Origin of the sequence: Polaromonas sp. AET17H-212 (assembly GCF_002379085.1) — a bacterium.
GTDB lineage: Bacteria > Pseudomonadota > Gammaproteobacteria > Burkholderiales > Burkholderiaceae_C > Polaromonas.
The window spans coordinates 50553-76972 of the sequence record NZ_NBZW01000010.1 but is presented as its reverse complement, the minus strand read 5'-3'; the positions used below and the strand labels follow the sequence as shown (position 1 = coordinate 76972).

The 26420-nt window shown below is 63.8% G+C and carries 30 protein-coding genes and 1 tRNA gene; 4 read left to right on the top strand and 27 right to left on the bottom strand.

The features are described from left to right. Positions 1–35: 35 nt before the first annotated feature. Both secA and B7G53_RS10060 read right to left on the bottom strand, forming a co-directional pair. Complete coding sequence (secA, locus tag B7G53_RS10065; protein ID WP_096667165.1) at positions 36–2801, bottom strand: preprotein translocase subunit SecA; 2766 nt, start codon at positions 2799–2801, stop codon at positions 36–38. A 135-nt stretch (positions 2802–2936) separates the two neighbouring features. Further along, a complete protein-coding gene (locus B7G53_RS10060) occupies positions 2937–3917 on the bottom strand; it encodes a M23 family metallopeptidase (RefSeq protein ID WP_096667163.1) in 981 nt (326 codons plus the stop codon). 35 nt (positions 3918–3952) lie between these two features. Here B7G53_RS10060 and B7G53_RS10055 point away from each other — a divergent pair, with 35 nt between their 5' ends. Then, a complete protein-coding gene (locus B7G53_RS10055) occupies positions 3953–4270 on the top strand; it encodes a hypothetical protein (RefSeq protein WP_096667161.1) in 318 nt (105 codons plus the stop codon). A gap of 111 nt (positions 4271–4381) precedes the next feature. Here B7G53_RS10055 and B7G53_RS10050 read toward each other — a convergent pair. From B7G53_RS10050 to petA, 6 genes are all read right to left on the bottom strand, one after another. Then, positions 4382–4457: transfer RNA gene (locus tag B7G53_RS10050), tRNA-Thr, on the bottom strand. A 12-nt stretch (positions 4458–4469) separates the two neighbouring features. Continuing rightward, positions 4470–5000: a ClpXP protease specificity-enhancing factor gene (locus tag B7G53_RS10045; protein WP_096667283.1), complete on the bottom strand. Its 531-nt coding sequence runs from the start codon at positions 4998–5000 to the stop codon at positions 4470–4472. 141 nt (positions 5001–5141) lie between these two features. Next, positions 5142–5753, bottom strand: coding sequence for a glutathione S-transferase N-terminal domain-containing protein (locus B7G53_RS10040; RefSeq protein WP_096667159.1), 612 nt, complete (start codon positions 5751–5753; stop codon positions 5142–5144). 87 nt (positions 5754–5840) lie between these two features. Next, the gene (locus B7G53_RS10035) at positions 5841–6608 is read right to left on the bottom strand and encodes a cytochrome c1 (protein ID WP_096667282.1); all 768 of its coding nucleotides are present in this window, start codon (positions 6606–6608) and stop codon (positions 5841–5843) included. A gap of 19 nt (positions 6609–6627) precedes the next feature. Continuing rightward, entirely contained in the window at positions 6628–8028 is a 1401-nt protein-coding gene (locus tag B7G53_RS10030) for a cytochrome b (RefSeq protein WP_176491328.1), read from the bottom strand. A gap of 74 nt (positions 8029–8102) precedes the next feature. After that, a complete protein-coding gene (gene petA / locus B7G53_RS10025; protein ID WP_096667155.1) occupies positions 8103–8726 on the bottom strand; it encodes a ubiquinol-cytochrome c reductase iron-sulfur subunit in 624 nt (207 codons plus the stop codon). Positions 8727–8963: 237 nt separating this feature from the next. On the opposite strand from petA, the gene mscL reads away from it, so the two are divergent. Further along, entirely contained in the window at positions 8964–9386 is a 423-nt protein-coding gene (gene mscL / locus B7G53_RS10020) for a large conductance mechanosensitive channel protein MscL (RefSeq protein ID WP_096667153.1), read from the top strand. Positions 9387–9491: 105 nt separating this feature from the next. Here the strand turns inward: mscL and pdxA are convergent, their stop codons facing one another. Further along, the gene (gene pdxA / locus B7G53_RS10015; RefSeq protein WP_096667151.1) at positions 9492–10544 is read right to left on the bottom strand and encodes a 4-hydroxythreonine-4-phosphate dehydrogenase PdxA; all 1053 of its coding nucleotides are present in this window, start codon (positions 10542–10544) and stop codon (positions 9492–9494) included. A gap of 199 nt (positions 10545–10743) precedes the next feature. Between pdxA and B7G53_RS10010 the strand changes: the two genes are divergently transcribed. Next, positions 10744–12036: a GGDEF domain-containing protein gene (locus B7G53_RS10010; RefSeq protein ID WP_096667149.1), complete on the top strand. Its 1293-nt coding sequence runs from the start codon at positions 10744–10746 to the stop codon at positions 12034–12036. A gap of 13 nt (positions 12037–12049) precedes the next feature. Here the strand turns inward: B7G53_RS10010 and B7G53_RS10005 are convergent, their stop codons facing one another. Continuing rightward, positions 12050–12841 (bottom strand): Nif3-like dinuclear metal center hexameric protein, encoded by a 792-nt coding sequence (locus B7G53_RS10005; protein WP_096667147.1) that lies wholly within the window; start codon positions 12839–12841, stop codon positions 12050–12052. Continuing rightward, the gene (gene cysK, locus B7G53_RS10000; RefSeq protein ID WP_096667145.1) at positions 12838–13761 is read right to left on the bottom strand and encodes a cysteine synthase A; all 924 of its coding nucleotides are present in this window, start codon (positions 13759–13761) and stop codon (positions 12838–12840) included. Before cysK ends, B7G53_RS10005 begins: the two co-directional genes overlap by 4 nt. Positions 13762–13997: 236 nt before the next feature. Here cysK and B7G53_RS09995 point away from each other — a divergent pair, with 236 nt between their 5' ends. Further along, positions 13998–15152 (top strand): S1C family serine protease, encoded by a 1155-nt coding sequence (locus tag B7G53_RS09995; RefSeq protein WP_096667143.1) that lies wholly within the window; start codon positions 13998–14000, stop codon positions 15150–15152. Between the two features lie 68 nt (positions 15153–15220). Here B7G53_RS09995 and tatC read toward each other — a convergent pair whose 3' ends face one another. The 16 genes from tatC to B7G53_RS09915 all read right to left on the bottom strand — a co-directional run bounded on the left by tatC (position 15221) and on the right by B7G53_RS09915 (position 26417). Then, complete coding sequence (gene tatC / locus B7G53_RS09990; protein ID WP_096667141.1) at positions 15221–16021, bottom strand: twin-arginine translocase subunit TatC; 801 nt, start codon at positions 16019–16021, stop codon at positions 15221–15223. Between the two features lie 64 nt (positions 16022–16085). Further along, a complete protein-coding gene (gene tatB, locus B7G53_RS09985) occupies positions 16086–16565 on the bottom strand; it encodes a Sec-independent protein translocase protein TatB (protein WP_096667140.1) in 480 nt (159 codons plus the stop codon). A 43-nt stretch (positions 16566–16608) separates the two neighbouring features. Continuing rightward, positions 16609–16851: a Sec-independent protein translocase subunit TatA gene (gene tatA / locus B7G53_RS09980; RefSeq protein WP_096667138.1), complete on the bottom strand. Its 243-nt coding sequence runs from the start codon at positions 16849–16851 to the stop codon at positions 16609–16611. Between the two features lie 273 nt (positions 16852–17124). Continuing rightward, entirely contained in the window at positions 17125–17499 is a 375-nt protein-coding gene (locus B7G53_RS09975) for a histidine triad nucleotide-binding protein (RefSeq protein ID WP_096667136.1), read from the bottom strand. A 24-nt stretch (positions 17500–17523) separates the two neighbouring features. Beyond that, positions 17524–17898, bottom strand: coding sequence for a DUF4870 family protein (locus B7G53_RS09970; protein WP_096667134.1), 375 nt, complete (start codon positions 17896–17898; stop codon positions 17524–17526). A gap of 22 nt (positions 17899–17920) precedes the next feature. Next, positions 17921–18289: a phosphoribosyl-ATP diphosphatase gene (locus tag B7G53_RS09965; RefSeq protein WP_096667132.1), complete on the bottom strand. Its 369-nt coding sequence runs from the start codon at positions 18287–18289 to the stop codon at positions 17921–17923. 3 nt (positions 18290–18292) lie between these two features. Continuing rightward, positions 18293–18688, bottom strand: a complete 396-nt coding sequence (gene hisI / locus B7G53_RS09960; RefSeq protein WP_096667130.1) for a phosphoribosyl-AMP cyclohydrolase — start codon at positions 18686–18688, stop codon at positions 18293–18295. Positions 18689–18820: 132 nt separating this feature from the next. Continuing rightward, a complete protein-coding gene (gene hisF / locus B7G53_RS09955) occupies positions 18821–19600 on the bottom strand; it encodes an imidazole glycerol phosphate synthase subunit HisF (protein WP_096667128.1) in 780 nt (259 codons plus the stop codon). A 27-nt stretch (positions 19601–19627) separates the two neighbouring features. Next, positions 19628–20368: a 1-(5-phosphoribosyl)-5-[(5-phosphoribosylamino)methylideneamino]imidazole-4-carboxamide isomerase gene (gene hisA, locus B7G53_RS09950; RefSeq protein ID WP_096667126.1), complete on the bottom strand. Its 741-nt coding sequence runs from the start codon at positions 20366–20368 to the stop codon at positions 19628–19630. Between the two features lie 92 nt (positions 20369–20460). Further along, on the bottom strand, positions 20461–21129 hold the full coding sequence (hisH, locus tag B7G53_RS09945) for an imidazole glycerol phosphate synthase subunit HisH (RefSeq protein ID WP_176491327.1): 669 nt from the start codon (positions 21127–21129) through the stop codon (positions 20461–20463). An 83-nt stretch (positions 21130–21212) separates the two neighbouring features. After that, entirely contained in the window at positions 21213–21833 is a 621-nt protein-coding gene (hisB, locus tag B7G53_RS09940) for an imidazoleglycerol-phosphate dehydratase HisB (protein ID WP_096667122.1), read from the bottom strand. After that, a complete protein-coding gene (hisC, locus tag B7G53_RS09935; protein ID WP_096667120.1) occupies positions 21830–22906 on the bottom strand; it encodes a histidinol-phosphate transaminase in 1077 nt (358 codons plus the stop codon). Before hisC ends, hisB begins: the two co-directional genes overlap by 4 nt. Then, positions 22903–24222, bottom strand: a complete 1320-nt coding sequence (hisD, locus tag B7G53_RS09930; protein ID WP_096667117.1) for a histidinol dehydrogenase — start codon at positions 24220–24222, stop codon at positions 22903–22905. The genes hisC and hisD overlap by 4 nt, the downstream gene beginning before the upstream one ends. 7 nt (positions 24223–24229) lie before the next feature. Then, positions 24230–24877 (bottom strand): ATP phosphoribosyltransferase, encoded by a 648-nt coding sequence (gene hisG, locus B7G53_RS09925; RefSeq protein ID WP_096667115.1) that lies wholly within the window; start codon positions 24875–24877, stop codon positions 24230–24232. Further along, the gene (gene murA / locus B7G53_RS09920) at positions 24874–26160 is read right to left on the bottom strand and encodes a UDP-N-acetylglucosamine 1-carboxyvinyltransferase (RefSeq protein ID WP_096667113.1); all 1287 of its coding nucleotides are present in this window, start codon (positions 26158–26160) and stop codon (positions 24874–24876) included. The genes hisG and murA overlap by 4 nt, the downstream gene beginning before the upstream one ends. Positions 26161–26168: 8 nt before the next feature. Further along, positions 26169–26417 (bottom strand): BolA family protein, encoded by a 249-nt coding sequence (locus B7G53_RS09915; protein WP_096667111.1) that lies wholly within the window; start codon positions 26415–26417, stop codon positions 26169–26171. Positions 26418–26420: the final 3 nt, after the last annotated feature.

The window sequence follows — 26420 nt, the reverse complement described above, 5'->3', positions numbered from 1 at the left end:
TGTCTTGGCTCCAGAAGCGGGCCGACGGGCGCAACTCAATTGAGTTTGCCGTGGCAGAGTTTGTATTTTTTTCCCGAGCCGCAAGGGCACGGATCGTTGCGGCCCACGCGTGGCAGCGCACCGGCCGGCAAGGCCTGCTTGTAACGCAGCGATTCCTCGTCCACCGTGGTTTCCACTTCGCCGGTTTCGGTCGGCGCCGTGTAGGTCACGTTGGCGATCCGCTCGGCCCGGTCTTCCATCTCCTCGGCGGCCTGGCCAAGCTGTTCGCCCGACTGGACCTGGACCGTCATGAGCAGTTTGGTGACTTCGTTTTTCACGCTGTCGAGCAACTGGCCGAACAGCTCGAAGGCTTCCCGCTTGTACTCCTGCTTGGGCTGCTTCTGGGCGTAGCCGCGCAGGTGGATGCCCTGGCGCAGGTAGTCGAGCGAGCTCAGGTGCTCGCGCCAGTGCGAGTCAATGCTCTGCAGCAGCACGATGCGCTCGAACTGGGTGAAGTTTTCCGCGCCGATTTTCTCGACCTTGTCGGCAAAGGCGGCATTGGCGGCGGCGAGCACCTTTTCCAGCAGGTCCTCGTCGGTGATGGCGCTGGCCGCCTGGACCTCGTCGTGCAGGGAGATCTCGATCTGCCATTCGTCACGCAGCACTTTCTCCAGGCCCGCAATGTCCCACTGCTCTTCCACGCTTTCGGCCGGGATGTACTGGCGCACCAGGTCGGTGAAGCAGCCCTCGCGCAGGGAGGCAATCTGCCCTTCCAGGCTGGCCGCGTCCATGATGTCGTTGCGCTGCTGGTAAATCACCTTGCGCTGGTCGTTGGCGACGTCATCGTATTCCAGCAGCTGCTTGCGGATGTCGAAGTTGCGTGCTTCCACCTTGCGCTGGGCAGACTCGATGCTGCGTGTCACGATGCCGGCCTCGATGGCCTCGCCGTCCGGCATCTTGAGCCGCTCCATGATGGCGCGGACCCGGTCGCCGGCGAAAATGCGCATCAGCGTGTCGTCCAGGCTCAGGTAAAAACGCGAGGAACCGGGGTCACCCTGGCGGCCCGAGCGGCCGCGCAGCTGGTTGTCGATGCGGCGGGACTCATGCCGCTCCGTCGCAATGATGCGCAGCCCGCCGAGCGCCTTGACCTTCTCGTGGTCCTGCGCCCACTGCGCGCGCAGGCGGGCAATTTCAACGGCTTTGGCATCAGCGTCCAGCGACTCGTCGGCCTCGACCGCCTCAACAAGTTTCTCCACGTTGCCGCCCAGCACGATGTCCGTGCCGCGGCCGGCCATGTTGGTGGCGATGGTGATCATGCCGGGGCGGCCGGCCTGGGCCACGATGTCGGCCTCACGGGCATGCTGCTTGGCGTTGAGCACCTGGTGCGGCAGGTTTTCCTTGTCCAGCAGCTGGTCGATGATTTCCGAGTTTTCGATCGACGTGGTGCCCACCAGCACCGGCTGGCCGCGTTCGTGGCATTCCCGGATGTCCTTGATCGCTGCCTCGTATTTTTCACGCGTGGTCTTGTACACGCGGTCGAGCTGGTCCTCGCGCCGGCTCGGGCGGTTCGGCGGGATCACCGTGGTCTCGAGTCCGTAGATTTCCTGGAACTCGTAGGCCTCGGTGTCGGCCGTGCCGGTCATGCCGGCCAGCTTGCCGTACAGGCGGAAGTAATTCTGGAAGGTGATCGATGCCAGGGTCTGGTTCTCGGCCTGGATCTCCACGCCTTCTTTCGCCTCGACGGCCTGGTGCAGGCCCTCGCTCCAGCGCCGGCCCGACATCAGGCGGCCGGTGAACTCGTCGACGATCACGATTTCGCCGTCCTGCACCACATAGTGCTGGTCGCGGTGATACAGGTGGTTGGCACGCAGGGCCGCATACAGGTGGTGCATCAGCGAAATGTTCGCCGGATCGTACAGCGTGGCGCCTTCGGGAATCAGGCCCAGGCTGAACAGGATGCGTTCGGCGTTTTCGTGGCCTTGCTCGGTCAGGAACACCTGATGGGTCTTTTCATCGAGCGTGAAGTCGCCGGGCTTGATGATGCCCTCGCCGGTGCGCGGGTCGGCCTCGCCTTCCTGGCGCGTCAGCAGCGGAACCACCTTGTTGATGGCCAGGTACATCTCGGTATGGTCTTCGGCCTGGCCGCTGATGATCAGCGGCGTGCGGGCTTCGTCGATCAGGATCGAATCCACCTCGTCGACGATGGCGTAGTTCAGTCCGCGCTGAACGCGGTCGGCCACTTCGTAGACCATGTTGTCGCGCAGGTAGTCAAAACCGAATTCGTTGTTGGTGCCGTAGGTGATGTCGGCAAGGTAGGCTTCCTGCTTCTCGGGGCGCTGCATGTTCGGCAGGTTGATGCCGACCGTCAGACCCAGGAAGTTGTAGAGCTTGCCCATCCAGCGGGCATCGCGGTTGGCGAGGTAGTCGTTGACCGTGACCACATGCACGCCCTTGCCGGTCAGCGCATTGAGGTAGACCGGCAGCGTCGCCGTCAGGGTCTTGCCTTCGCCGGTTCCCATCTCGGAAATCTTGCCGTTGTGCAGCGCCATGCCGCCCAGCATCTGCACGTCGAAGTGGCGCATCTTCATGACACGCTTGCTGCCTTCCCGGACCACGGCAAAGGCTTCGGGGAGGATGTCATCCAGGGTCTCTCCCTTGGTCACGCGGTCTATGAATTCCCGGGTCTTGGCACGCAGCTGCTCATCATCAAGGGCTTCCAGTTGCGCTTCCAGCGCATTGATCTGCTCGATGGATTTGCGGTAGGTTTTGAGCAGGCGGTCGTTGCGGCTGCCGAAGATTTTGGTCAGGATATTGGAAGCCATAAATGCGAGGCCGCGCTGACAGCTCCCATGAGCGGGCAGTGCGGCCGAAATCCTTATTGAGTATCGACTTAGTTGTGGGCGCTGCCAGCTGGTTTCAACTGCGCGCGAAGCGCCGATTTTACCTCTGCCGCGCCCTTACTTCGGCCGGACCGCCTGAATGGACGGTCCCAGGGCCGACGGAACAGTGGCGAGCGCCATCGGCGCGGGCAGTTTCTGGCCCGCCGTCAGGAATTTCTGGGGATCCTGGAACACGCCCTGCACCATCACTTCAAAATGCAGGTGCGGCCCGGTCGAGCGGCCGGTGGTGCCCACCTCGGCAATTTTCTGGCCCCGCTTGATCAGGTCGCCCTTTTTGACCATCACCCTGGAGGCATGGCCATAACGGGACACCAGGTCGTTGCCGTGGTCGATTTCGACCATGTTGCCGTAGGCCGGGTGGTATTCCTGCGTGACCACAACGCCACCCGCCGCGGCAAGAATCGACGTGCCAGGTTCGGCCGGGAAATCCAGCCCCGTGTGCAGCGCGGAGCGCCCGTTCAGCGGGTCGATGCGCCAGCCAAAGGCCGACCCGAGCGCGCCACCCGCGACCGGCTGCTGTGTCGGCACCATCATTTTCTTGATCTTCTGGTCAAACAGCCTGGACTCCATCACGGTCATGAGGTCCACGCGCTGATCCGTCAACTTGTCGAGATCGGCCAGGGTCGCCTGCAGCTCTTCCATGCTCAGCGAACGGCCTTCCACCAGCGCACCGCCGCGCCCGGGCTGGGTCCTGATCTCGCTGGGGTTGACACCGGCCAGGCCCGACACCCGCTCCCCGAGCGATTCGAGCTGCATCATCTTGGCCTGCATTTCGCCCAGACGTTTGGCCATGGCGTCGAGATTTTCCCGCATGAAGCGGTCGCGTTGTTCGAACTCGTCCTTGACCACCAGTTTGACGAGGCCACCGATCACCGGCCAGCCCTCGCGCGCGCCCTTGAGGAAAACCCAGTGGTACATGCCCGCGGCCACCAGCATCAATGCCAGTGCCGCGACAAAACCCGCCACCACCAGCTTCGTTCCGCTTAGATAAATGGCACGGCTTTGCGCCAGCCAGGCATCCGTGATAATCAAATGCACGTGTTTGTCTCCTTCACAATCAGAGCCTGATAACCTTGAACTCCAGCCCCCGCCTTCACCAGGCCGTCACTTTCAGCCAGGCTGTCGAGAACTCGCCATCACTGGCGCGGCTGGCCGGGCTTGTCCGGGAATCCAGCGACAGGCTCAAGGCCGTGGAGTCGCTGATCCCTGAAGCCTTGCGCCCCGCGATTCAGGCCGGCCCGATCGAAGACGGGGTATGGTGCCTGCTGGTCAGCAGCAATGCCGCTGCAGCCAAAGTACGCCAGTTGCTGCCCCTGATCCAGTCCCGCCTGATCGACAAAGGTTGGAAGGTTACCTCAATTCGGTTGAAGATACTAATCCGCGGAAAGTAGCAGAAAACCTGCCCCTGCCCACGGCGAAAGCTTGCCCGCCTTGGGCGGACTGCTATCAAACGGGTAGTTGGCCCTGCCCTTGGGCAGATGACCGGGGCAGGAGGAAATGAATGGTGCCGCTTGTCGGATTCGAACTGACGACCTACCGCTTACAAGGCGGTTGCTCTACCAACTGAGCTAAAGCGGCACAAACTCTATATTACTTGACGCGCGTGAGTGAGGGGCGCTTGCCTTGTGGCGGCTTGGGTGGTTCGGGCGGCTCCGGATCGTCGTCGCGCGCCGAAGAACTGTTGTTGGCTGGCACCAATTGTACGATCTTCGCTTCTGCCGCTGCTGACGGGTCCGCCTCCGTTGCAACAGGCTGCGCTTCCGCCTGGACCGGTGACTGGACAGTTCCCACCGACGGCCCTGCCGCCAGCGGAAACGCCATCCCCTGGCCATTTTCACGGGCGTAAATGGCAATCACACGGCCAATCGGCACCATGATCTCGCGCGCACTTCCGGCAAAACGCGCCTTGAATTCGATGAAGTCATTGCCCAGTTTGAGCGAGCTCGTGGCATCAAAACTGATGTTGAGCACGATCTCGTTGTTCTTCACATATTCACGCGGCACCTGCACGGTTTCGTCCACAGCCACCGCCACATAGGGCGTGAGCCCGTTGTCGGTACACCAGTCGTACAGCGCCCGGATCAGGTAGGGGCGGGTCGATGTGGAGTCGAGCGCGTTCATGAAATCAGCCAAGCCAGATCCAAGACAGCATGCGGGCACCCTCATCACAAACAGGGGCTGCGGAACCGGCTTTGCCGGGCCGCAGGCGCAGCGCCCCTCCGGGGGGCAGCGCAGTACGCGAAGCGACAAGCGTGGGGGTCATTACTTTCTCATGACCTTCTCGGACGGCGTCAGCGCCTCGATGTAGGCCGGGCGCGAGAAAATGCGCTCGGCGTACTTGAGCAGCGGCGCGGCGTTCTTCGACAGGTCGATGTCGTAGTAGTCCAGGCGCCACAGCAGCGGGGCAATCGCCACGTCGAGCATGGAGAAGTTGTCACCCAGCATGAACTTGTTTTTCAGGAACACGGGGGCCAGCTGCGTCAGGCGGTCGCGGATGTGCGAACGGGCCTTTTCGAGTGCCTTTTCGTTGCCCTTGGACGCGCGTGCTTCCAGCGTGCTGACATGGACGAACAGTTCTTTCTCGAAGTTGAGCAGGAACAGGCGAACCCGTGCACGGTCAACCGGGTCACCAGGCATCAGTTGCGGGTGCGGGAAACGCTCGTCGATGTACTCATTGATGATGTTCGACTCGTACAGAATCAGGTCACGCTCCACCAGAATCGGCACCTGGCCGTAGGGATTCATGACATTGATGTCTTCGGGCTTGTTGTACAAGTCCACATCGCGGATTTCGAAGTCCATGCCTTTTTCAAACAGCACAAAACGGCAGCGATGCGAAAAGGGGCAGGTCGTGCCTGAATAAAGGACCATCATGGTTCGGAACTCCTAAATGCAAAGGAGTGGAACCGTTGAAGGCATCCACTCCAGAAGGTGCCGGGAAGCCAGCCCCGGCGAAAAAAATTACTTGATGTCTTTCCAGAACGCCGCGTTCAGGCGCCAGGCAACAAAAGTCAGACCCAGCAGAAACAGCAGCACCCAGGCACCCACCCGGACACGGGTGTTCTGTGCAGGCTCTCCCATCCATTGCAGGTAGCCCACCAGGTCGCCCATGGCCTGGTCGTACTGCAGGTTCGTCATGGTGCCAGGTGTCACTTGCTGCCAGCCCTTGAAGACCGCCACCTTGTGGCCGTGTTCTTCCTTTTCCTCGTACAGCGGCTTGCGCTCACCCGACAGTTCCCACAACACATGCGGCATGGCCACAGTGGGGAACGCCAGGTTGTTCCAGCCGGTGGCGGTGGTGTCGTCACGGTAATAGGTGCGCAGGTAGGTGTAGAGGTAGTCGGCACCCGTGCCGGCATGGCCGGCACGCGAACGGGCGATCACGGTCAGGTCAGGCGGATTCGCGCCAAACCAGTCCTTGGCCTGCTTCGGGTCGATCGAGGCCTTCATGGTTTCGCCCACCTTGTCGGTGGCGAACAACAGGTTGTCCTTGATCTGCTGCTCGGTCAGGCCGATGTCGCGCAGGCGGTTGTACCGCATGAATGCGGCGGAATGGCAGTTCAGGCAGTAGTTGACGAACAGCTTGGCGCCGTTTTGCAGTGCGCCCAGGTCGTTGGTCTTGTTGGGCGCCTTGTCCCAGGCAATGCCCGTGGTCGCCGCATGCGCGCCCGTACCGGCCAGCGCCAGCACGACGGAAAAACCCAGAGCCAGTTGTTTCAGTGTCTTCATCATGTCAGGAGTCTCCGGCTCAATGGGCAGCAAAAGTCACGCGGTCAGGAACCGGCCGGAAAGTGCCCAGGCGGCTCCACCAGGGCATCAGCAGGAAGAAACCGAAATAAAACAGCGTTCCGACCTGCGAGACACGCTCGTTGATCGCTGAGGGCGGATTGATACCCAGATAACCGAGCACCAGGAAGTTGACGACAAAAATGCCGTACATCCACGAATGCCAGGTGGGCCGGTAACGGATCGATTTGGCGGCACTGTTGTCCAGCCAGGGCAGAAAAAACAGGATGATGACCGCGCCGCCCATGACAACCACGCCCCAGAACTTGGCGTCAATCGCCAGCATCGCAGCGATCAGCACCACAGCGGCGCCAACAATCACCAGCTTGAACAGCGCGGCGATTTTGGCCTTGAGCACACCCAGCACCGCACCCGCCAGCACGCAGGCGATCAGCGCATACATCATCTCGCTGGTGATGGCGCGCAGCATCGAGTAATACGGCGTGAAATACCAGACCGGGGCGATGTGCGCCGGGGTCTTGAGCGAATCGGCGGGAATGAAGTTGTTGTACTCGAGGAAATAACCACCGGCCTCGGGTGCAAAGAAGATGATGGCCGAGAAGATCATCAGGAACACGCTGACGGCAAAGATGTCATGCACCGTGTAGTAGGGATGGAACGGAATGCCATCGAGCGGCCTGCCGGCGGCGTCTTTTTTCGCCTTGATTTCCACGCCGTCGGGGTTGTTGGAGCCGACTTCATGCAGCGCGATCAGGTGCGCGACCACCAGGCCCAGCAACACCAGCGGCACGGCGATCACGTGGAAGGCGAAGAAGCGGTTCAGCGTGGCGTCGCCGACCACGTAGTCGCCGCGGATCAGCAGGGCCAGATCGGGACCGATGAAGGGAATGGCGGCAAACAGGTTGACGATCACCTGGGCGCCCCAGTAGCTCATCTGGCCCCATGGCAGCAGGTAACCCATGAAGGCCTCGGCCATCAGCGCCAGGAAAATCGCGCAGCCGAAAATCCAGATCAGCTCGCGCGGCTTGCGGTAGCTGCCGTAGATCAGGCCGCGGAACATGTGCAGGTAGACCACGACAAAAAATGCAGACGCTCCGGTGGAATGCATATAGCGGATCAGCCAGCCCCAGGGCACGTCGCGCATGATGTATTCGACCGAGCCAAACGCCAGCGCGGCATCGGGCTTGTAATGCATGGTCAGGAAAATACCGGTGACGATCTGGATGACCAGCACCAGCAGGGCCAGCGAGCCGAACACGTACCAGAAGTTGAAGTTCTTCGGTGCGTAGTATTCGCTCATGTGCTCTTTGTAGAGCTTGCTCGCCGGGAAGCGGTTGTCGACCCAGTTCATCAGCCTGGCAGCAGCCGGCGCATCGGGGGAGATTTCTTTGAATTCAGCCATAAGGGGTCCTATTTGCTACTCGATGGGGGACTTGGCGGGCGCCACGCGGCGCCGGCGGGTTGTCCAGCAAAGCTTCAGGCTTTTTTGTCCTCACCAATCAGCAGCTTGGCGTCTGACAGGTACATGTGGGGCGGCACTTCGAGGTTGTCCGGCGCCGGCTTGTTTTTGTAGACGCGGCCGGCCATGTCAAAGGTCGAACCGTGGCAGGGGCAGAGAAAGCCGCCCGCCCAGTCGTCCGGCAGCGAAGGCTGGGCGCCCGGCTGAAATTTGTCGCTGGGCGAGCAGCCCAGGTGCGAGCAGATACCGACGGCCACCAGGAATTCAGGCTTGATCGAGCGGTTTTCGTTGCGCGCGTATTCGGGGGTGAGTTCGCCCGGCTTGCGCTCGGACTTCGGGTCGGCGAGCTGGGGGTCCAGCTTGGCCAGCGAAGCCAGCTGCTCGGGCGTGCGCCTGACGATCCAGACCGGCTTGCCGCGCCATTCCACCGTGAGCTTCTCGCCCGGCTTCAGCGCCGAAATATCCACCTCGACGGCCGCACCGGCGGCTTTGGCACGCTCGGAAGGCTGGAAAGTGCTGACGAAGGGCACAGCGACAGCGGCCACACCAGCACCGCCGACGGCGCAGGTGGTCACGATCCAGTTTCTTTTGTTTTTGTCAATCGGTGCGCCGGGCGGCACGTTAAGGCTTGCTTGGGTCATGGATGTCCTACAAGAACAGGGCTTGAAAAACTTGAAAGAGGGCTTATTGGGGTCAACCCGGGATTGTAACGGAGCGCGAATGGCATTTTCAAGCGGCGCGACCCATTCCGACAGCGCGGCTGCGACATCGGCAGGACCGGAGCGTGGCAACCATCCGAACGAAGCTGGACCGTTACGCCCTTGCCTCGCAGCATGGGCACAATGACGGGTGTTTAGCAACCACACCAGGAGCATGTCATGGGAATGATGCAGGAATTCAAGGAATTTGCCGTCAAGGGCAGCGTCGTCGATCTGGCCGTCGGCGTGATCATAGGTGCCGCTTTCGCCAAGATTGTGGACTCGGTGGTCAGCGACCTGATCCTGCCGCTGGTCGGGGCGGTGATTGGCAAGCTCGACTTCTCGAATCTTTTTGTGGTCCTGGGCACGGTGCCCGCGGGCACGGCCATGACGCTGGATGCCCTGAAGAAAGCCGGCGTCCCGGTGTTTGCCTACGGCAACTTCATCACGGTGGCGGTCAACTTCGCCATCCTCGCGTTCATCATCTTCCTGATGATCAAGCAGATCAATCGCCTGAAAAAGGAAACCCCGGCTGCGCCCGCCGTCCCGCCCGAGGACGTGGTGCTGCTGCGCGAGATCCGCGACAGCCTGAAAAACCGCTGAAGCCGCCCCTGGCGCAGCGAGTTGCTATTGAATTAGTAGCTTACTGCGCCCGCCCCTTCCGGGCTGCAGGCGCTTTTTCCTTGAACTTTCGGGCAATGCAGTGGTTCAAGCCACCAAACGCCGCGCCATGCGAATGGCCGCCAGCAAGCTGGACGCGTCGGCCCTGCCCGTGCCGGCGATGTCAAATGCCGTGCCGTGGTCCGGGCTGGTGCGCACCAGCGGCAGGCCCAGCGTGACATTGACGCCCTGCTCCACCCCCAGGTACTTGACCGGGATCAGCCCCTGGTCGTGGTACATCGCCACCACCACGTCGAACTCGCCACCCTGCCCGGCCGGGGCGCGGGCCCTCATGAACACCGTATCGGGGGCGAAGGGGCCGCTCACCTCCAGCCCCTCCTCCCGGGCCCTGGCGATCGCCGGCGCGATGATGTCCACCTCTTCACGGCCGAACAGGCCGCCCTCGCCGGCGTGCGGGTTCAGGCCGGCCACCGCGATGCGCGGCCGGCCGCCCGAGGCACTGCGCACCGCCTGGTGCGTGATGCGCAGGGTCTGCAGCACGTTGTCAAAAGTCACGGCGGCTATCGCCTCGCGCAGGGACAGGTGGATGCTGACCAGCACGGTCTTGAGTTCCTCGTTGGCCAGCATCATGCGCACCGGCAGCGCGGACACGTCCTTGCCGAGAAAAGCCGCGGCTTCGGCCTGCAGCAGCTCGGTATGGCCGGGAAAACGCGCAAACGCCGCGCCGGCGGCGGCGAGCGCCTCCTTGTGGATGGGCGCGGTGACCATCGCCGCGCATTCGCCGGCCAGGGTCGCCCGGGCCGCCCAGACAATGCTGTCCGCCGCCGCCTTGCCGGCCAAAGCACTGATTTCCCCAAAAGGCACAGGGGCGGGCAGCTCACATTTTTGTAGCACAGGAATGCAGCGCGGCGGCACCGACTGCCAGTGGCTGACCGCATCGAGTTGGGCCACGGGCAAAGCCAGGGCCGGACCGCCGCCCACCAGCTGCGCGGCGCGGCGCAAGGTGGCGACATCACCGACCACAACGCAGCCGGACAGTTCGGCCGGAGCGTCGCGAAAGGCCCTGGCAATGATTTCCGGCCCGATCCCGGCCGGATCGCCCATGGTGATGGCCAGCGGCCGGTTTCTCAGGTCCTGCATGTCTTCCCCTGGCGGTCTGTACGTCCCATAATGGTTTGCATGGCGTTGGCGCGCCACGGTGTCCACCAGCTGCTTGCCGGCCCACCTGACGGACAGGCAGCCGGCAAGGCCACTGAACAGGGGAAAGCGACGACATGCATCCTGCCGGTATTCTCGCGCAAACCCAGGCCCGCGCCCCCGCGCTGTGGCGGAAGGCGGCATGAACACGGCTGAAACCGTCATCTGGAGCGCCGCCGCGGGATCGATGGGACTGGTGGTCCTGCTCGGCGCGGCAGACGCGCTCTTCAGCCGAAGCCGCGCCAGTGTGCAAAGCCTGATTTACCTCACGGCCTGCTGGCTGTTTTTCATGCTGCTCAGCGGTCTGGCGGCCACCATGCTGCCAAGCCCCGGCGCTCCCTGGCTGCCTGCCGCCCAGGTGCTGATCGGGCCCCTGTGCGGCGGCCTGGGCACTTACGGTGCGGGCCAGTGGCTGGCCGCCGCCCGGCGCGACCGGCTCACCGACCTCAGCTTTCGCGCTGTCAGCACCCTGTGCCTGGCGGGCGGGCCGCTGTGCCTGCTGCTGGCGCCAGGCCTGCAGCTGCCAGCTTCGGCGGGGCTGACCCTGCTGAGCCTGTCGGTGGCGTTGTGGCTGGCCGTGCGCGCGGCGCAGCAGGGCGACCGGCTCGCCTGGGGGCTGGCAGCCGGCTGTCTGCTGACCCTGCCGCTGCAGCTCGGGCTGTACCGGCTGGCGCTCAACCCCAGCCGGCCCTCGGCCCTGCTGCAGGCCGGTGTGGCCCTGCTTGGCTTGCTCAGCGTCTCGGTGATTGGCGTGACCCTGTGGCTGCGCAACCACCAGGACCTGGAAATCCGCCATGCCGGCCAGTCGCGGCGCGACCCCACCACCCAGCTTTACAGCAGTGTCGTGCTGGTGCAGAAAATCCTGCGTGCGCAACGCCGGCTGGCGCGCACCCGGCGCGACGGGGCGATCATGGCGGTGCGGGTGTTCGAGCCCGAGCGGCTGCTCGACCAGGTGGGCCAGCACGGCCTCAACGAAATTTACGCGCAGCTGGCGCGGCGCATGCAGCGCCACACCGGCGTCGTCAACCCCGCGGGGCGGTATTACGACCGCTGTTTTGTGGTGTTGATCGAAAGCCTGCATTCGCCCGGCTGGATACGCACCCTGGGACTGCGCGTGGCCTCCAGCCTGCGGCGGCCGCTGGAGATCAGCGCGCTGAACGGCGAGCGCATCCGGATCAGTGCCGATATCAGCGTCGGCATGGTCCATCTGACAGGCGCGGGCCGGGACGTGGCCCAACTGCTGCACGAGGCCGAGGAAATGGCCGCAGCCGCCCGCGGCATGCGCTCACGCGCCGCCCTGCTCGACGAGATCAGCCACCAGGCCGTGCCGGTGGAAAATGCCCAGCTCGGCGCGAGCTGGCATGCCATGCGCTCGGGGCGGCCGCACTATGCACGCAACGGCCACGGCGCCCGGCCCCGCAGGGCGCCGGCCTGACCGCAGCCGGCACTCAGGCCGGGTTGTCGATGTCGATGAACTCGTGCGCCAGCCCGAACCGCGCGGCCACGTGCGCCGCCACCGCGGGCGCGCCGTAACGCTCGGACGCATGGTGGCCGCAGGCGATGAACGCCACGCCCATTTCGCGCGCGTAATGCGCCTGCGGCTCGGAGATCTCGCCGGTGATGAAGGCGTCGGCCCCGGCGGCAATCGCGTCCTCGAAGTAGCCCTGCGCGCCGCCACTGCACCATGCTATGTTTTTAATAGCTACCGGCGCATTACCAACAAGGATAACAGGCCGATTTAATGCATTTCTGACATGCAGCGCCAGGCTGTCGGCGCTGTCAAAGCCTTCACTGGTGCCGCTGCGCCCGCCAAGGAAACCCAGCTTGTTCTCGCCGAACCAGCGATCCGCCTTCAGCCCGAGCTGCAGACCCAGCTGGGCGTTGTTGCCGAGTTCGGGGTGGGCGTCGAGCGGCAGGTGGTAGGCGTAGAGATTGATGTCGTGCGCCAGCAGCAGGCCCAAGCGCTGCTTCATCCAGCCGGTGACGCGGCCGTCCTGGCCGCGCCAGAACAGGCCATGGTGCACAAAAATCGCGTCGGCCTGCGCGGCAACCGCCGCTTCGATCAGCGCCAGGCTGGCGGTGACGCCGGAGACGATCTTGCGCACCTCGGCCTTGCCCTCGACCTGCAGGCCGTTCGGCCCATAGTCCTTGAAGCCTTCGGGCTGCAGCAGCTGGTCGAAAGCAGCCAGCAGCAGCGCGCGCGGCGCTACCGGTGCTCCGGAAGCCTGGGGGGAGTTCAAGGAAGAAAGCCCTCGATGGACAGATAACGCTCACCGGTGTCGTAGTTGAAACCCAGCACCGTGCTGCCGGCAGGAATCTCTGGCAGCTTCTGCGCGATGGCCGCCAGTGTGGCGCCTGAGGAAATGCCGACCAGCAGGCCCTCTTCGGTCGCGCTGCGGCGGGCGTAGTCCTTGGCGGCATCCCCTTCGACCTGGATCACGCCGTCCAGCAGGCTGGTTTTCAGGTTGGCCGGAATGAAGCCCGCACCTATGCCCTGGATCGGATGCGGCGAGGGTTTGCCGCCGCTGATCACCGGCGAAGCCGACGGTTCCACCGCATACACCTTGGTGTTCGGAAATTTGGCCTTCAACACCTGCGCCACGCCGCTCAGGTGGCCGCCGGTGCCGACCCCGGTGATCAGGTAGTCCACGCCGTCCGGAAAGTCGGCCAGGATTTCTGCGGCCGTGGTGCGTACATGCACCTCGATGTTGGCCGGGTTTTCAAACTGCTGCGGCATCCAGGCACCCGGTGTTTGCGCCACCAGCTCTTTGGCACGGGCGATCGCGCCGTTCATGCCTTTTTCGCGCGGCGTCAGCTCGAAACTGGCGCCGTAGGCCAGCATCAGGCGGCGCCGCTCGATGCTCATGCTGTCCGGCATCACCAGCACCAGCGTGTAGCCCTTGACGGCCGCCACCATGGCCAGGCCCACGCCGGTGTTGCCCGAGGTCGGCTCGATGATGGTGCCGCCGGGCTGGAGCGCGCCCGACTGCTCGGCCGCTTCCACCATGGACAGCGCAATCCGGTCCTTGATGGAGCCGCCCGGGTTGCTGCGCTCGGACTTGATGTAGATCTGGTGGGTCTGGCAGGCCGCACCAAAAAGCCGGTTGATCCGGATGTGCGGTGTATTGCCGATGGTGGCGAGGACGCTGGCAGCTTTCATGGCGGATTCCTTGTGTGTTGGCCCGGAACCGGAGCGGTTGCGCGAACGCCGGGCTGCTGCAAATTATGGCCTCTCCCACCGCTGCGCGCAGGACACAGACCGCCGGCCGGCCGCGCCCCCGCAAAGTGGGGGAAAATCGCAACTCTTGGTAATTCCCTGTCGGCCCCCAACTTTTCTGCCCAGCCGCTTTTTTTTGTTTTTTTCTGTCTTCCCGGCCGTTTCCTTCTGGACCCACCATGCGCAAATTCTGGCTTCTGTTCTCCCAAACCGTGACGGTTTTTCTGGCCGCCTACTTTGTCGTGGCCACGCTCAAGCCCCAGTGGCTGAACCGGCCTGGCATGGGCGCGGTGGCGGTGATCGAGGCACCGGCCGGCCTGCCGGGCGCCCCGGCACCGGCCGGCAGCTTTGCCGCGGCGGCCAAGTCGGCTTCGGCGGCGGTGGTCAGCATCAACACCAGCAAGGCGGCAGCACGCAACCCGAACATGGACGACCCCTGGTTCAAGTTCTTTTTTGGCGACCAGGGCGGGCAAAACGAGCCGCAGGTCGGGCTGGGCAGCGGCGTGATCGTCAGCCCCAGCGGTTACATCCTGACCAACAACCATGTGGTCGAAGGCGCGGATGACATCGAAGTCATCCTCAACGACACGCGCAAGGCCAAGGCGAAAATCATAGGCACCGACCCTGAAACCGACCTGGCGATCCTGAAAATCGAACTCGACAAGCTGCCGGTCATCGTGCTGGGCAGCTCGGACACCCTGCAGGTCGGCGACCCGGTGCTGGCCATCGGCAACCCCTTCGGCGTCGGCCAGACCGTCACCAGCGGCATTGTCAGCGCCCTGGGCCGCAACCAGCTGGGCATCAACACCTTCGAGAACTTCATCCAGACCGACGCCGCCATCAACCCGGGCAATTCCGGCGGCGCGCTGGTCGACACCCAGGGCCGGCTGCTCGGCATCAACACTGCGATTTATTCCCGTTCGGGCGGCTCCATGGGCATCGGTTTTGCCATTCCGGTGTCCACCGGCAAGCAGGTGCTCGAAAGCATCGTCAAGGACGGGCAGGTCACGCGCGGCTGGATAGGCGTGGAGCCGCAGGACCTGAGCCCCGAGGTGGCCGAGACCTTTGGCATCAAGCCCGAGGCACTGGGCGCAGGCGGCGTGATCATCACCGGTGTGCTGCAAAACGGTCCGGCCGCGCAGGCCGGCATCGTGCCGGGCGACGTGATCACCACCGTGGCAGGCAAGCCGGTGCGCACCGTGACCGAACTGCTGAGCGCGGTGGCGGGCCTCAAGCCTGGCGTGGCGGCACCGCTGGGGGTCCTGCGCAAGGACAAGAAAACGGAAATCGCGGTGGTTCCGGGAACCCGGCAGCGGCCGAAAATCCAGCGCTAATCGCCCCGAACGCTATCAATTCAAGAGCTGCCTGCACCCTGTAGACAAGGGCTGCAGGCCTTTTTTGCCTAGGGCTTGGCGGCTTCGGTGTCGCTGTCGGTGTCGGGTTTTTTGGTGTGTTTGGCGAACATCTGCGCGGCCACAATGCCAACCTCGTACAGACTACCGACCACCAGCAGCAAAATGATCATCGAGCCCGCGTCGGGCGGCGTGACCAGCGCGGTGGCAATCGCCGCGATCACCCAGAAATAACCGCGGTACTCGCGCAGCTGGGCCACGGTGAGCACGCCCATGCGCACCAGCAGGATCACCGCGATCGGCACCTCGAACGCCAGGCCGAACGCCAGGAACATGCCGAGCACGAAGTTGAGGTATTCCTCGATATCCGGTGCGGCGGTGATCGACTTGGGCGCAAAGCTCTGGATGAAGCTGAAGACCTGGCCGAACACAAAGTAGTAGGAAAAGGCCACGCCGATAAAAAACAGCAAGGTGCTGGAGATGACCAGCGGCATCACCAGCTTTTTTTCGTGCGAATACAGGCCGGGCGCGACAAAGGCCCAGACCTGGTACAGCACCACCGGCAGCGCAATCATGAAGGCGGCCATGAAGAGGATCTTGATCGGCACCACAAACGGCGAGATCACGTTGGTGGCGATCAGCGTGGCGCCCTTGGGCAGGGCTGCCACCAGCGGCGCCGCGAGCAGGTCGTACAGCGCGCCCGGGCCGGGGTACAGCGCCAGCAGGGCAGCGCAGACGCCAATCGCGATGACCACCTTGATCATCCGGTCGCGCAGCTCCATCAGGTGCTGCACAAAAGGCTGCTCGGTGCCCGCGAGTTCGTCGGGCTTGTCGGTGTTGGGGTCGCTCATGAGGGGTGTTTGCGCTGATGGGGTGGCGCCGGGAGGTGCGCGGAGAAAGAAGGATCAGGAAGGATCAGGCATTGCGCCCGGAGGAAGCGCCGGAGCGGGGGCGGTAACGCGCCACACGCGCCGCGCCCGACAGGGCGCGCGTGCGCGTGCCGGAGCGGGCCTTGTACCACTGCGGCGTGGCGCCCTGCTTGAGGCGCCAGTTCTTTTTCGGGTGTTTGTACTCGGGGAAACTGATCATGCCGGGCAGCTCGTCGCTGGCGGCCGTGCCGGTGGTTTCCGCCCATGATTTCTCGAAATCACTGGCGTTGGTCTGGATGGAGTTTTCGACGTCGCGGGCGGCGCCCTCCATCGTTTCCTTCATTTTCTTGAGCTCGTCGAGCTCCATCGAGCGGTTGACTTCCTGCTTGACGTCGGCCACATAACGCTGCGCCTTGCCCAGCAGGGTGCCCACTGTGCGCGCCAGGCGCGGCAGTTTTTCCGGGCCGATCACGATCAGGGCCACAGCGCCTATCAGCGCGATTTTTGAAATGCCGAGATCAATCAATTCCGTTCAGCCCGGTAGACCGCCAAGAGGAAAACACTGCGCGTCAAGACTTCTGCTTGGCTTCCACGTCGATCGTGGCTTTGTCGGTGGCCTGGGCATGGCTGACCTGGCCGGGCGGGGTGTCCTTGGCATCGGCGGCGCTCTGACCGCCCTCTTTCATGCCGTCCTTGAAACCCTTGACGGCGCCACCGAGGTCGCTGCCCATGTTCTTGAGTTTTTTGGTGCCGAACACCATCACGACGATCAACAGCACGATCAGCCAGTGCCAAATGGAAAATGAGCCCATGGTTCTCTCCTAAACTTTAATTGCAAGCTTGCACAACATTGTGTCCATTCTAAAGGCCTTGTCAGGGGGATGGACGGGAATGACCCGCATTGACCACCCTGGCAACACGCCTGCCTTAATTGGGGCCCGGTCCGGCCGCTGCAAGTGGGAATTTACCCTGCGAACGTGGAACTCTTTAACCCAGTAGGGGCCCCGGAACCGGCTCTGCCGGGCCGCAGGCGCAGCGGCCCCCTCGGGGGGCAGGGCGCTACGCGAAGCGAGCAACCGTGGGGGTCAACCTTTCAGCCAGGGCCGCGGGCCGCCCATCACGTGGAGGTGCAGGTGGTGCACTTCCTGTCCGCCTTCCGCGCCGGTGTTGCTCACCATGCGGAAGCCGCCCTCGGGGTAGGGGTTGCAGCCCTGCGCCGCCGCAAGCTGCGGGGCCAGCACCATCATGCGGCCCAGCAGGGCCGTGTGTTCAGGCCCGACCTGCGCCAGCGACGCAATGTGCACCTTCGGGATCATCAGGAAATGCACCGGCGCCCAGGGGTTGTGGTCGTGGAAAACGAAAATCTCGTCGTCTTCATACACCTTGCGGCTGGGGATCTGGCCGGCGGCAATCTTGCAGAAAATGCAGTTGTCGGGGGCGTGTGTGCGGGACGGGCTCATGGCAGGCTCTTGCGGGAAAAGGGGTCAGAGGGATGAGGAGGTGTTGCGGGCGGGCCGGTGGCTGTTGAAACGCATCCAGCCGCGCACGCAGCGGTACAGGTACCAGAGCCAGACGATGCCGTAGGCAATGGCGCCCGGCAGGACCAGCAGCAGCCACAGCGGCGACAGCAGGACCAGCCACATCAGCGTCCACCAGAAGGTCTGGATCATGTAGTTGTGGTGGTCGATGTACAGCGCGTCGGACTCTTCGCCACGCCGGATGTAATTGACAATCAGCGCAATCACCGCAAAAACGCCGCCGCTGAACCAGGCCAGCGTGTGCAGGCCGTAAAGCACCTGCATGACGATGCGGTCATTGGGGTTTTTGGTGTCGAATTCGGCCAGGTCGGTCTCGCTCATGGATTCCCTTTCTTGCTTCGTTTTATTTTTCAGTCGCCGCGCGGGCCTGCACCTTGCGCAGGGCTTTTTCCTCGATGCCGCTGGTGCCTTCGCGGCGCTCCAGCTCGGCAATCACGTCGGCCGGCGACAGGCCGTAATGCGCCAGCGCGATCAGGCTGTGAAACCACAGGTCGGCGACCTCGCCGACCAGTTTGGCGGGGTCTCCGCCACGGTCGAGGTCTTTCGCCGCCATGACGGTCTCCGTGGCTTCTTCGCCGATTTTTTTCAGGAAGGCGTCCGGCCCCTGGTGCAACAGACGCGCCACGTAGCTGGTTTGCGGGTCGCCGCCGCGGGCCGGCTTGCGGCTTTCGATGATTTGCGCGAGGCGCTGCAGGGAGTCGTTGGAAGTCATGGCTTACTTGTAAATGGTTGTCGGGTCTTTGAGGACCGGCTCGGTCACCACCCATCGCCCGCCTTTGTAGACGCTGAAAAAGCAGCTGTGGCGCCCGGTATGGCAGGCAATGCCGGGTTCATGGCCGAGCTGCGTGACCTTCAGCAAGATCACGTCGTTGTCGCAGTCCAGCCGGATCTCGTGCACCGTCTGCAGGTGGCCGGACTCCTCGCCCTTGTGCCACAGGCGCCCGCGCGAGCGGCTGAAATACACGGCCTGGCCGAGTTCTGCGGTCTTTTGCAGCGCCTCGCGGTTCATCCAGGCGAACATCAGCACGTCGCCGCTCGATGCCTCCTGCGTGATGACCGGGATCAGGCCCTTTTCGTCCCATTGGATGTCGTCTAGCCAATTTTGAGTCATGCGCCAATTGTCATGGATTTGGAGAGGCTTCAGAGATTTCCCAGGCCGGGATATCGCGGGACCGGCTCCGCCGGACCGCAGATATTGCCCCCGCAGGGGAAGGCGCTACACGCAGTGAGCGTCCGACGGGGCTTACAGCCGTACCGGAATGCCGCGGGCCGCCATGTGGGCCTTGGCCTGCTGCACCGTGTATTCGCCGTAATGGAAAATGCTGGCGGCCAGCACCGCGTCGGCGCCGCCGAGCTGGATGCCGTCGGCCAGGTGGTCGAGGTTGCCAACGCCGCCGGAGGCGATCACCGGCACGCTGACCGCGTCGCTGACCGCGCGGGTCAGCGCCAGGTCGAAGCCGGACTTGGTGCCATCGCGGTCCATGCTGGTCAGCAGGATCTCACCGGCGCCGCGTCGCGCCATCTCGGTCGCCCAGGCCACCGCGTCCAGCCCGGTGTTCTTGCGGCCACCGTGGCTGTAGACGTCCCAGCCCGGCCCGCGTGTGATCGCCTCGTCGTCGGAGCGGCGCTTGGCGTCGATGGCCACCACGATGCACTGCGCGCCGTATTTGCCGGCGGCGTCTTCGATCACCTGCGGATTGGCCAGCGCGGCCGAGTTGAAGCTGGTCTTGTCGGCCCCGGCGTTGAGCAGCCGGCGCACGTCATCGACCGTGCGCACGCCGCCGCCCACCGTCAGCGGAATAAACACCTGCGAGGCCACCGCCTCGATGATGTGCAGGATCAGGTCGCGGCCGTCGCTGGTGGCCGTGATGTCCAGGAAGGTCAGCTCGTCGGCGCCCTGCTCGTTGTAACGCGCGGCAATTTCCACCGGATCACCGGCGTCGCGCAGCTCGACAAAGTTGACCCCCTTGACCACGCGGCCGCCGGTGACGTCGAGGCAGGGAATAATTCTTTTCGCGAGCATGCTGATCCGATGGGTAAGGGCCGTCGATCAGCCGTTCAGCTCATCCGCTCTGGTCTGCGCCGCCGCAAAGTCCAGGTCGCCGCTGTAAATCGAGCGGCCGCAAATCACGCCTTCGACGCCTTCGTCTTCCACCGCACACAGCGCCTCGATGTCGGCCATGTTCGACAGGCCACCCGAGGCAATCACGGGAATCGTCAGCGCCTGGGCGAGCTTGACGGTGGCCTCGATGTTGATGCCGGTGAGCATGCCGTCGCGGCCGATGTCGGTGTAGATGATGGATTCGACGCCGTAGTCCTGGAATTTCTTGCCGAGGTCCACCACTTCATGGCCGGTCATCTTGCTCCAGCCGTCGGTGGCGACCTTGCCGTCCTTGGCATCGAGGCCGACGATGATGTGGCCGCCAAAAGCCGTGCAGGCGTCCTGCAGGAAGCCGGGGTTTTTCACCGCGGCCGTGCCGATGATCACGTAGCGCAGGCCGGAGTCGAGGTAACGCTCGATGGTGTCGAGGTCGCGGATGCCGCCGCCGAGCTGCACGTCGATTTCGCTGCCCACTTCGGCCAGGATCTTGCGGATCGCCGCTTCGTTTTTGGGTTTGCCGGCAAAGGCCCCGTTCAGGTCCACCAGGTGCAGGCGGCGCGCGCCCTTGTCAACCCAGCTGCGCGCCATGGCGGCAGGGTCGTCACTGAAGATGGTGGACTGGTCCATATCGCCCTGTTTGAGGCGCACACAATGGCCGTCTTTCAAGTCAATCGCGGGGATGAGTAGCATGGGCAATGAGGCAACGGTGGATGAAAGTGAGACGTGAGGAAGCGGTGCGGCAGGGATGGGCGGGGACGGGGGCAGGCATGCCGGGTAGTGAGTCAGGGATTCCAGTGCAGGAAGTTGCGGTACAGGGCCAGCCCCTGGTCGGCGCTCTTTTCGGGGTGAAACTGGGTGGCGAAAATATTATCGCGCGCAACCACCGCCGTGAAGCGCGCACCGTAGTCGGCCTCGCCCGCGGTGTGGCGCGCATCCGACGGGCGCGCGTAAAAGCTGTGCACAAAATAAAACCAGGAACCATCGGGGATGCCCGCCCACAAGGGATGCGCCGGCAGCGACTGGTAGACCTGGTTCCAGCCCATTTGCGGCACCTTGTAGCGGCTGCCGTCGGGCTGCAGGCGGCCGGCCAGCTCAAACTTGAGCACTTCGCCCGGAATCAGGCCCAGGCCGCGCGTGCCTTCGCCGCCTCGCCCTTCCGCGCTGTGGTCCAGCAGCATCTGCATGCCGACACAGACGCCGAACAGCGGCTTGCTGGCAGCTGCGACCAGTACCGCCTCCAGCATGCCCGAGGCCTGCAGCTCATGCATGCAGTCGGCAATCGCGCCCTGACCAGGCAGCACGATGCGGTCGGCGTCCAGCACGTCCTGCGCGCTGGAGGTCACGACCACCTCGAAACCGCTGTCGGCCGTGACATGCTGGACCGCCTGCGACACCGAGCGCAGGTTGCCCATGCCGTAGTCCAGCACCGCGATTTTCTTGAATTTGGCCATCAGGAGGGGAATATGCTACTGTTTTTATAGCTGTCTGCGCAAGAACAGCAAAGGCTGGAGGGCAAAAACATATAAGAATCAGCCTACAGCGAGCCTTTGGTGGAGGGAATCACGCCCACCGACCGGGGGTCAATCTCCAGCGCCATGCGCAGGGCACGGGCAAAGGCCTTGAAGACGGTTTCGGCCTGGTGGTGCGCGTTGTCGCCCTTGAGGTTGTCGATGTGCAGGGTCACAAAGGCGTGGTTCACAAAGCCCTGGAAGAACTCGTAGGCCAGCTGGCTGTCGAAGGTGCCGATCATGCCGCTCTTGAACGGCACATGCATGTCCAGCCCGGGCCGGCCTGAAAAGTCGATGACCACGCGCGACAGCGCCTCGTCCAGCGGCACATAGGCATGGCCGTAGCGGCGCAGGCCCTTCTTGTCGCCGACGGCCTGGGCCACGGCCTGCCCCAGGGTGATGCCCACGTCTTCGACCGTGTGGTGGCCGTCGATGTGCAGGTCGCCCTTGGCCTGGATGTCCAGGTCAATCAGGCCATGCCTGGCGATCTGGTCCAGCATGTGGTCGAAAAAGCCGATGCCGGTGGACAGCCTGGACTGGCCGCTACCGTCGAGGTTGAGCTTGACGGTGATCTGGGTTTCGGCAGTGTTGCGCGAAACTTCGGCCGTTCTCGGGGCAAGGGGCGCCATGGCGGTGGGGGTGGTCATAGGGATTCTTTGAGGGCTGCCAGCATCTGTGCATTCTCGTCGGCGGTGCCGACGGTCAGGCGCAGGCAGTTGGCCAGCAATACATGCATTTTAGAAACGTTTTTGACCAGCACCCCGCGCGACCGCATGCCCTCGAAGGTTTTCTGGGCATCGGGCACCCGCACCAGGATCATGTTGGCATCGCTTTTCCAGGGCTTGAGCCCCGGCAGGGCCTGCAGCGCTTCGAAAAGAATAGCACGCTGCACCCGTATCTCCTGGGCCTGCGCCGCAAACACGTCGGCATGTTCGAGCGCAAACAGCGCGCACTCGTAGTTCAGCACGCTGATGTTGTAGGGCGGACGCACCTTGTCGATCTCGGCAATCAGGGCCTTGGGGCCCATCATGTAGCCAATCCGCACGCCGGCCAGGCCGAACTTGCTCAGCGTGCACATCAGCAGCACGTGGCTGTGCCGGCCGATGCGGTCGATGTAGCTTTTGCTCGAAAACGGCTGGTAGGCCTCGTCGATCACCACCAGGCCGGGGGCGGCGGCGATGACCTTCTCGATCACCGCGTCATCCCAGAGGTTGGCCGTCGGGTTGTTCGGGTAGGCGATGTAGATGATGGACGGCTGATGCTCCGCAATAGCGGCCAGCATGGCGGCTTCATCGAGCTCGAAGTCAGCCGTCAAAGGCACACCGATGAACTTCAGGCCCTGCAGTTGCGCACTCATGGCGTACATCACAAAACCGGGCAGCGGCGCCAGAATCGAGGCGCCGGGTACATCGCAGGCCATGGCCAGCAGTGAAATGAGTTCGTCGGAACCGTTGCCCAGCATGAGGTCGAAACCTTCGGGCATCTGCGCGTAGCCGGCCAGCGCCTGGCGCAGGTCGTTCACGCGGCCGTCCGGGTAGCGGTTCAGGGCCAGTGCGCCCAGGCGCTGGCCCAGCTGCGCCTGCAAGGCCGGCGGCAGGCGATGCGGATTTTCCATCGCGTCGAGCTTGATCAGCCCCGCCGAGTCCTGAATGGCGTAGGCGTGCATGGACTGGACGTCCTGCCGGATCAGTTTTTTCAGCGCGGGCGCGACATCGCTCATTTTTTCAACCTCATTTCGGCGGCACGCGCGTGCGCCTGCAGGCCTTCGCCATAAGCCAGTTCGGCGGCAATTTTCCCCAGGGTCTGCGCGCCGGCTTCGCTGACCTCGATCAGGCTGGAGCGCTTCTGGAAATCGTAAACGCCCAGCGGGCTGGAAAAACGCGCCGTGCCGCTGGTCGGCAACACGTGATTCGGGCCGGCACAGTAGTCACCCAGGGACTCGCTGGTGTAGGCGCCCAGGAAAATCGCGCCGGCGTGTTTGAGCAAGGGTTCCCACTTGTGCGGCTCGCGGCTGGAGACTTCCAGGTGTTCGGGCGCAATGCGGTTGCTGATGGCGCAGGCTTCTTCCATGCTGCGCGTGTGGATCAGGGCGCCGCGGCCGGTGAGGGACTTGGCGATGATCTCCGCACGCGGCATGGTGGGCAGCAGGCGATCAATGGCCTCCTGAACGGCATCGATATAGGCCGCATCCGGGCACAGCAGGATGCTTTGCGCGAGTTCGTCATGCTCGGCCTGGCTGAACAGGTCCATCGCCACCCAGTCGGCCGGCGTGCTGCCGTCGGCCAGCACCAGGATTTCGCTGGGGCCGGCAATCATGTCGATGCCCACCGTGCCAAACACGCGTTTCTTGGCGCTGGCCACGTAGGCGTTGCCGGGGCCGGTGATCTTGTCGACCTTGGGCACGGTCTGCGTGCCGTAGGCCAGCGCCGCCACCGCCTGCGCGCCGCCGATGGTGAAGGCGCGTGTGACGCCGGCCACATAGGCGGCAGCCAGCACCAGCGCATTTTTTTCGCCTTTGGGCGTGGGCACCACCATGATGATTTCACCGACACCGGCCACATGGGCGGGAATGGCGTTCATCAGCACCGAAGACGGATAGGCCGCCTTGCCGCCCGGCACGTAAATGCCGACGCGGTCCAGCGGCGTGACCTTCTGGCCGAGCAGGCTGCCGTCTTCGTCGCGGTAGCTCCAGCTCTCGCCATTGGCCTTTTTCTGCGCCTCGTGGTAGCTGCGCACGCGCCGCGCCGCGGCTTGCAGCGCTTCGCGCTGCGCCGCGGGAATCGTGTCGAAAGCGACCTTGAGTTCGGCCTGCGTCAGTTCCAGCGCCTGCATGCTGGCTGCGCTGAGCCCGTCGAAACGCGCGGTGTATTCGAGCACGGCCGCGTCGCCGCGCTGCTGCACATCGGCCAGGATGTCGGCCACACGCTGCTCGATCGCCGCGTCGGTGTCGGCCGACCAGTGCAGGCGCGCCGTGAACAGGGCCTCAAAAGCAGCGTCAGCCGTTGAAAGACGGGCGGGAGTAGCTATTAAATTCATAGCATTTTCAGGCGACAGGCCGGGTTATGGCCGACGAAAAGGCATCGATGATGGCGCGTATCGGTGCCTGCTTGAGCTTGAGCGCCACCTGGTTGACCACCAGGTGCGAGCTGATGTCCATGATGCGCTCGACCTCGACCAGGTGGTTGGCCTTGAGCGTGTTGCCACTGCTGACCAAGTCAACAATCGCGTCGGCCAGGCCCGTCAGCGGCGCCAGCTCCATGCTGCCGTAGAGCTTGATCAGGTCCACGTGCACGCCCTTGGTGGCGAAAAAATCGCGCGCGATGCTGACGAACTTGGTCGCCACTTTCAGGCGCGAGCCCTGCTTCACCGCCGCTTCATAGTCGAAACCGGCACGCACCGCCACACTCATGCGGCATTTGGCAATCTGCAGGTCCAGCGGCTGGTACAGGCCCTGGCCGCCGTGTTCGATCAGCGTGTCCTTGCCGGTCACACCGATGTCGGCGCCGCCGTACTGCACATAGGTCGGCACGTCGGTGGCGCGCACCAGCACCACACGCACGTCGGGCCGGTTGGTGCCTATGATCAGCTTGCGCGATTTTTCCGGGTCTTCCAGCACCTCGATGCCGGCGGCCTTGAGCAGCGGCAGGGTCTCGTCGAAGATGCGGCCTTTGGAAAGTGCCAGCGTGATCATGACTTGAGCCGTTCAATATCGGCGCCAATGCCACGCAGCTTGGCTTCCATCTGGTCGTAGCCGCGGTCCAGGTGGTAGATGCGGTCAATCAGCGTCTCGCCCTCGGCCACCAGGCCGGCGATCACCAGGCTGGCGGAGGCGCGCAGGTCGGTGGCCATCACGGTGGCACCAGAGAGTTTTTCCACCCCTTCGATGACCGCGAACTTGCCGTCGATCTCGATCTTCGCGCCCAGGCGCACCATTTCGTTGACGTGCATGAAACGGTTTTCAAAAATCGTTTCCGTGACCTTGCTCGGACCTTCGGCAATCGCGTTGAGCGCCATGAACTGGGCTTGCATGTCCGTTGGAAAACCCGGGTACTCGGTGGTGCGGAAGGACTGCGCCTGCATACGCCCCGAGGCCTGGACCCGGATGAAGCCGTCACCCGCTGTGATCACCGCACCGGCGTCGCGCAACTTGTCGATCACGGCTTCGAGGTGCTCGGCGCGGCCGTGGCGCAGCACCACATCGCCGCCGGCGGCCGCCACGGCGCACAAAAAGGTGCCGGTCTCGATGCGGTCGGCCACCACCTGGTGGGTGCAGCCGTGCAGGCGCTCCACACCCTGGATGCGGATGCGGCTGCTGCCATGGCCTTCGATCTTCGCGCCCATCTTGATCAGCATTTCAGCCAGGTCGCCGATTTCGGGCTCCTGCGCCGCGTTTTCGAGAATGGTTTCGCCCTCGGCCAGGCTGGCCGCCATCATGAAATTCTCGGTGCCGGTGACGGTGACCATGTCGGTCAGGATGCTGCAACCCTTGAGGCGGCCACGTTGTCCTTGGGGCCCGGCCGGCAGTTTGGCGATCATGTAGCCGTGTTCCACCACGATGTCGGCGCCCATCGCCTGCATGCCCTTGATGTGCTGGTCCACCGGCCGCGAGCCGATGGCACAGCCACCGGGCAGCGAGACGGTCGCCTCGCCGAAGCGCGCGAGCAGCGGACCCAGCGCGAGCACCGAAGCGCGCATGGTCTTGACCAGCTCGTATGGTGCTTCAGGCGAACTCAGGGCGCCCGCGTTGATGACCACGCTGCCGGGCGTGCTGTCGCTGCGCTCGGCCGTCACCCCCATGTTGCGGATCAGCTTGAGCATGGTGGCCACGTCCTGCAGGCGCGGCACATTTTCAAGCGTCACCGTGTCTGCCGTCAGCAAGGCTGCGCACAGTTCCGGCAGTGCGGCGTTTTTGGCGCCAGAGATTTCGACGGTGCCGGCGAGCGGCCGGCCGCCCCTGATGAGTAGTTTGTCCATAGGTCTGTTTATTCTTCCGCGCCGCTGGCGGCCCACTCGGCCGGTGTGTAGGTTTTCATGGACAGGGCATGCACCTCGTCCGTCTGCATGCGCCCGCCCAGCGTGGCATAGACCCGCTGGTGACGCTGGATCAGGCGCTGGCCTTCAAAAGCGGCAGACACGATGGTGGCATACCAATGCCGGCCGTCGCCGGTCAGGGCAATGTGTTCGCAGGGCAAACCCGCGGCAATGATGGTTTGGAGTTCTTCGCTGGTCATGTT

Coding starts and splice junctions, on each gene's coding strand:
- B7G53_RS09975 (WP_096667136.1), bottom strand. CDS start 17,499: ATGAGCCCGTCCCGCACACACGCCCCCGACAACTGCATTTTCTGCAAG.
- B7G53_RS10045 (WP_096667283.1), bottom strand. CDS start 5,000: ATGAACGCGCTCGACTCCACATCGACCCGCCCCTACCTGATCCGGGCG.
- B7G53_RS10030 (WP_176491328.1), bottom strand. CDS start 8,028: ATGGCTGAATTCAAAGAAATCTCCCCCGATGCGCCGGCTGCTGCCAGG.
- B7G53_RS10040 (WP_096667159.1), bottom strand. CDS start 5,753: ATGATGGTCCTTTATTCAGGCACGACCTGCCCCTTTTCGCATCGCTGC.
- hisC (WP_096667120.1), bottom strand. CDS start 22,906: ATGAGCGATGTCGCGCCCGCGCTGAAAAAACTGATCCGGCAGGACGTC.
- B7G53_RS09995 (WP_096667143.1), top strand. CDS start 13,998: ATGCGCAAATTCTGGCTTCTGTTCTCCCAAACCGTGACGGTTTTTCTG.
- murA (WP_096667113.1), bottom strand. CDS start 26,160: ATGGACAAACTACTCATCAGGGGCGGCCGGCCGCTCGCCGGCACCGTC.
- hisB (WP_096667122.1), bottom strand. CDS start 21,833: ATGACCACCCCCACCGCCATGGCGCCCCTTGCCCCGAGAACGGCCGAA.
- hisA (WP_096667126.1), bottom strand. CDS start 20,368: ATGCTACTCATCCCCGCGATTGACTTGAAAGACGGCCATTGTGTGCGC.
- secA (WP_096667165.1), bottom strand. CDS start 2,801: ATGGCTTCCAATATCCTGACCAAAATCTTCGGCAGCCGCAACGACCGC.
- B7G53_RS09915 (WP_096667111.1), bottom strand. CDS start 26,417: ATGACCAGCGAAGAACTCCAAACCATCATTGCCGCGGGTTTGCCCTGC.
- hisD (WP_096667117.1), bottom strand. CDS start 24,222: ATGAATTTAATAGCTACTCCCGCCCGTCTTTCAACGGCTGACGCTGCT.
- pdxA (WP_096667151.1), bottom strand. CDS start 10,544: ATGCAGGACCTGAGAAACCGGCCGCTGGCCATCACCATGGGCGATCCG.
- B7G53_RS09965 (WP_096667132.1), bottom strand. CDS start 18,289: ATGACTTCCAACGACTCCCTGCAGCGCCTCGCGCAAATCATCGAAAGC.
- tatA (WP_096667138.1), bottom strand. CDS start 16,851: ATGGGCTCATTTTCCATTTGGCACTGGCTGATCGTGCTGTTGATCGTC.
- hisH (WP_176491327.1), bottom strand. CDS start 21,129: ATGGCCAAATTCAAGAAAATCGCGGTGCTGGACTACGGCATGGGCAAC.
- B7G53_RS10010 (WP_096667149.1), top strand. CDS start 10,744: ATGAACACGGCTGAAACCGTCATCTGGAGCGCCGCCGCGGGATCGATG.
- hisF (WP_096667128.1), bottom strand. CDS start 19,600: ATGCTCGCGAAAAGAATTATTCCCTGCCTCGACGTCACCGGCGGCCGC.
- mscL (WP_096667153.1), top strand. CDS start 8,964: ATGGGAATGATGCAGGAATTCAAGGAATTTGCCGTCAAGGGCAGCGTC.
- hisG (WP_096667115.1), bottom strand. CDS start 24,877: ATGATCACGCTGGCACTTTCCAAAGGCCGCATCTTCGACGAGACCCTG.
- petA (WP_096667155.1), bottom strand. CDS start 8,726: ATGACCCAAGCAAGCCTTAACGTGCCGCCCGGCGCACCGATTGACAAA.
- hisI (WP_096667130.1), bottom strand. CDS start 18,688: ATGACTCAAAATTGGCTAGACGACATCCAATGGGACGAAAAGGGCCTG.
- B7G53_RS10035 (WP_096667282.1), bottom strand. CDS start 6,608: ATGAAGACACTGAAACAACTGGCTCTGGGTTTTTCCGTCGTGCTGGCG.
- cysK (WP_096667145.1), bottom strand. CDS start 13,761: ATGAAAGCTGCCAGCGTCCTCGCCACCATCGGCAATACACCGCACATC.
- tatC (WP_096667141.1), bottom strand. CDS start 16,021: ATGAGCGACCCCAACACCGACAAGCCCGACGAACTCGCGGGCACCGAG.
- B7G53_RS09970 (WP_096667134.1), bottom strand. CDS start 17,898: ATGAGCGAGACCGACCTGGCCGAATTCGACACCAAAAACCCCAATGAC.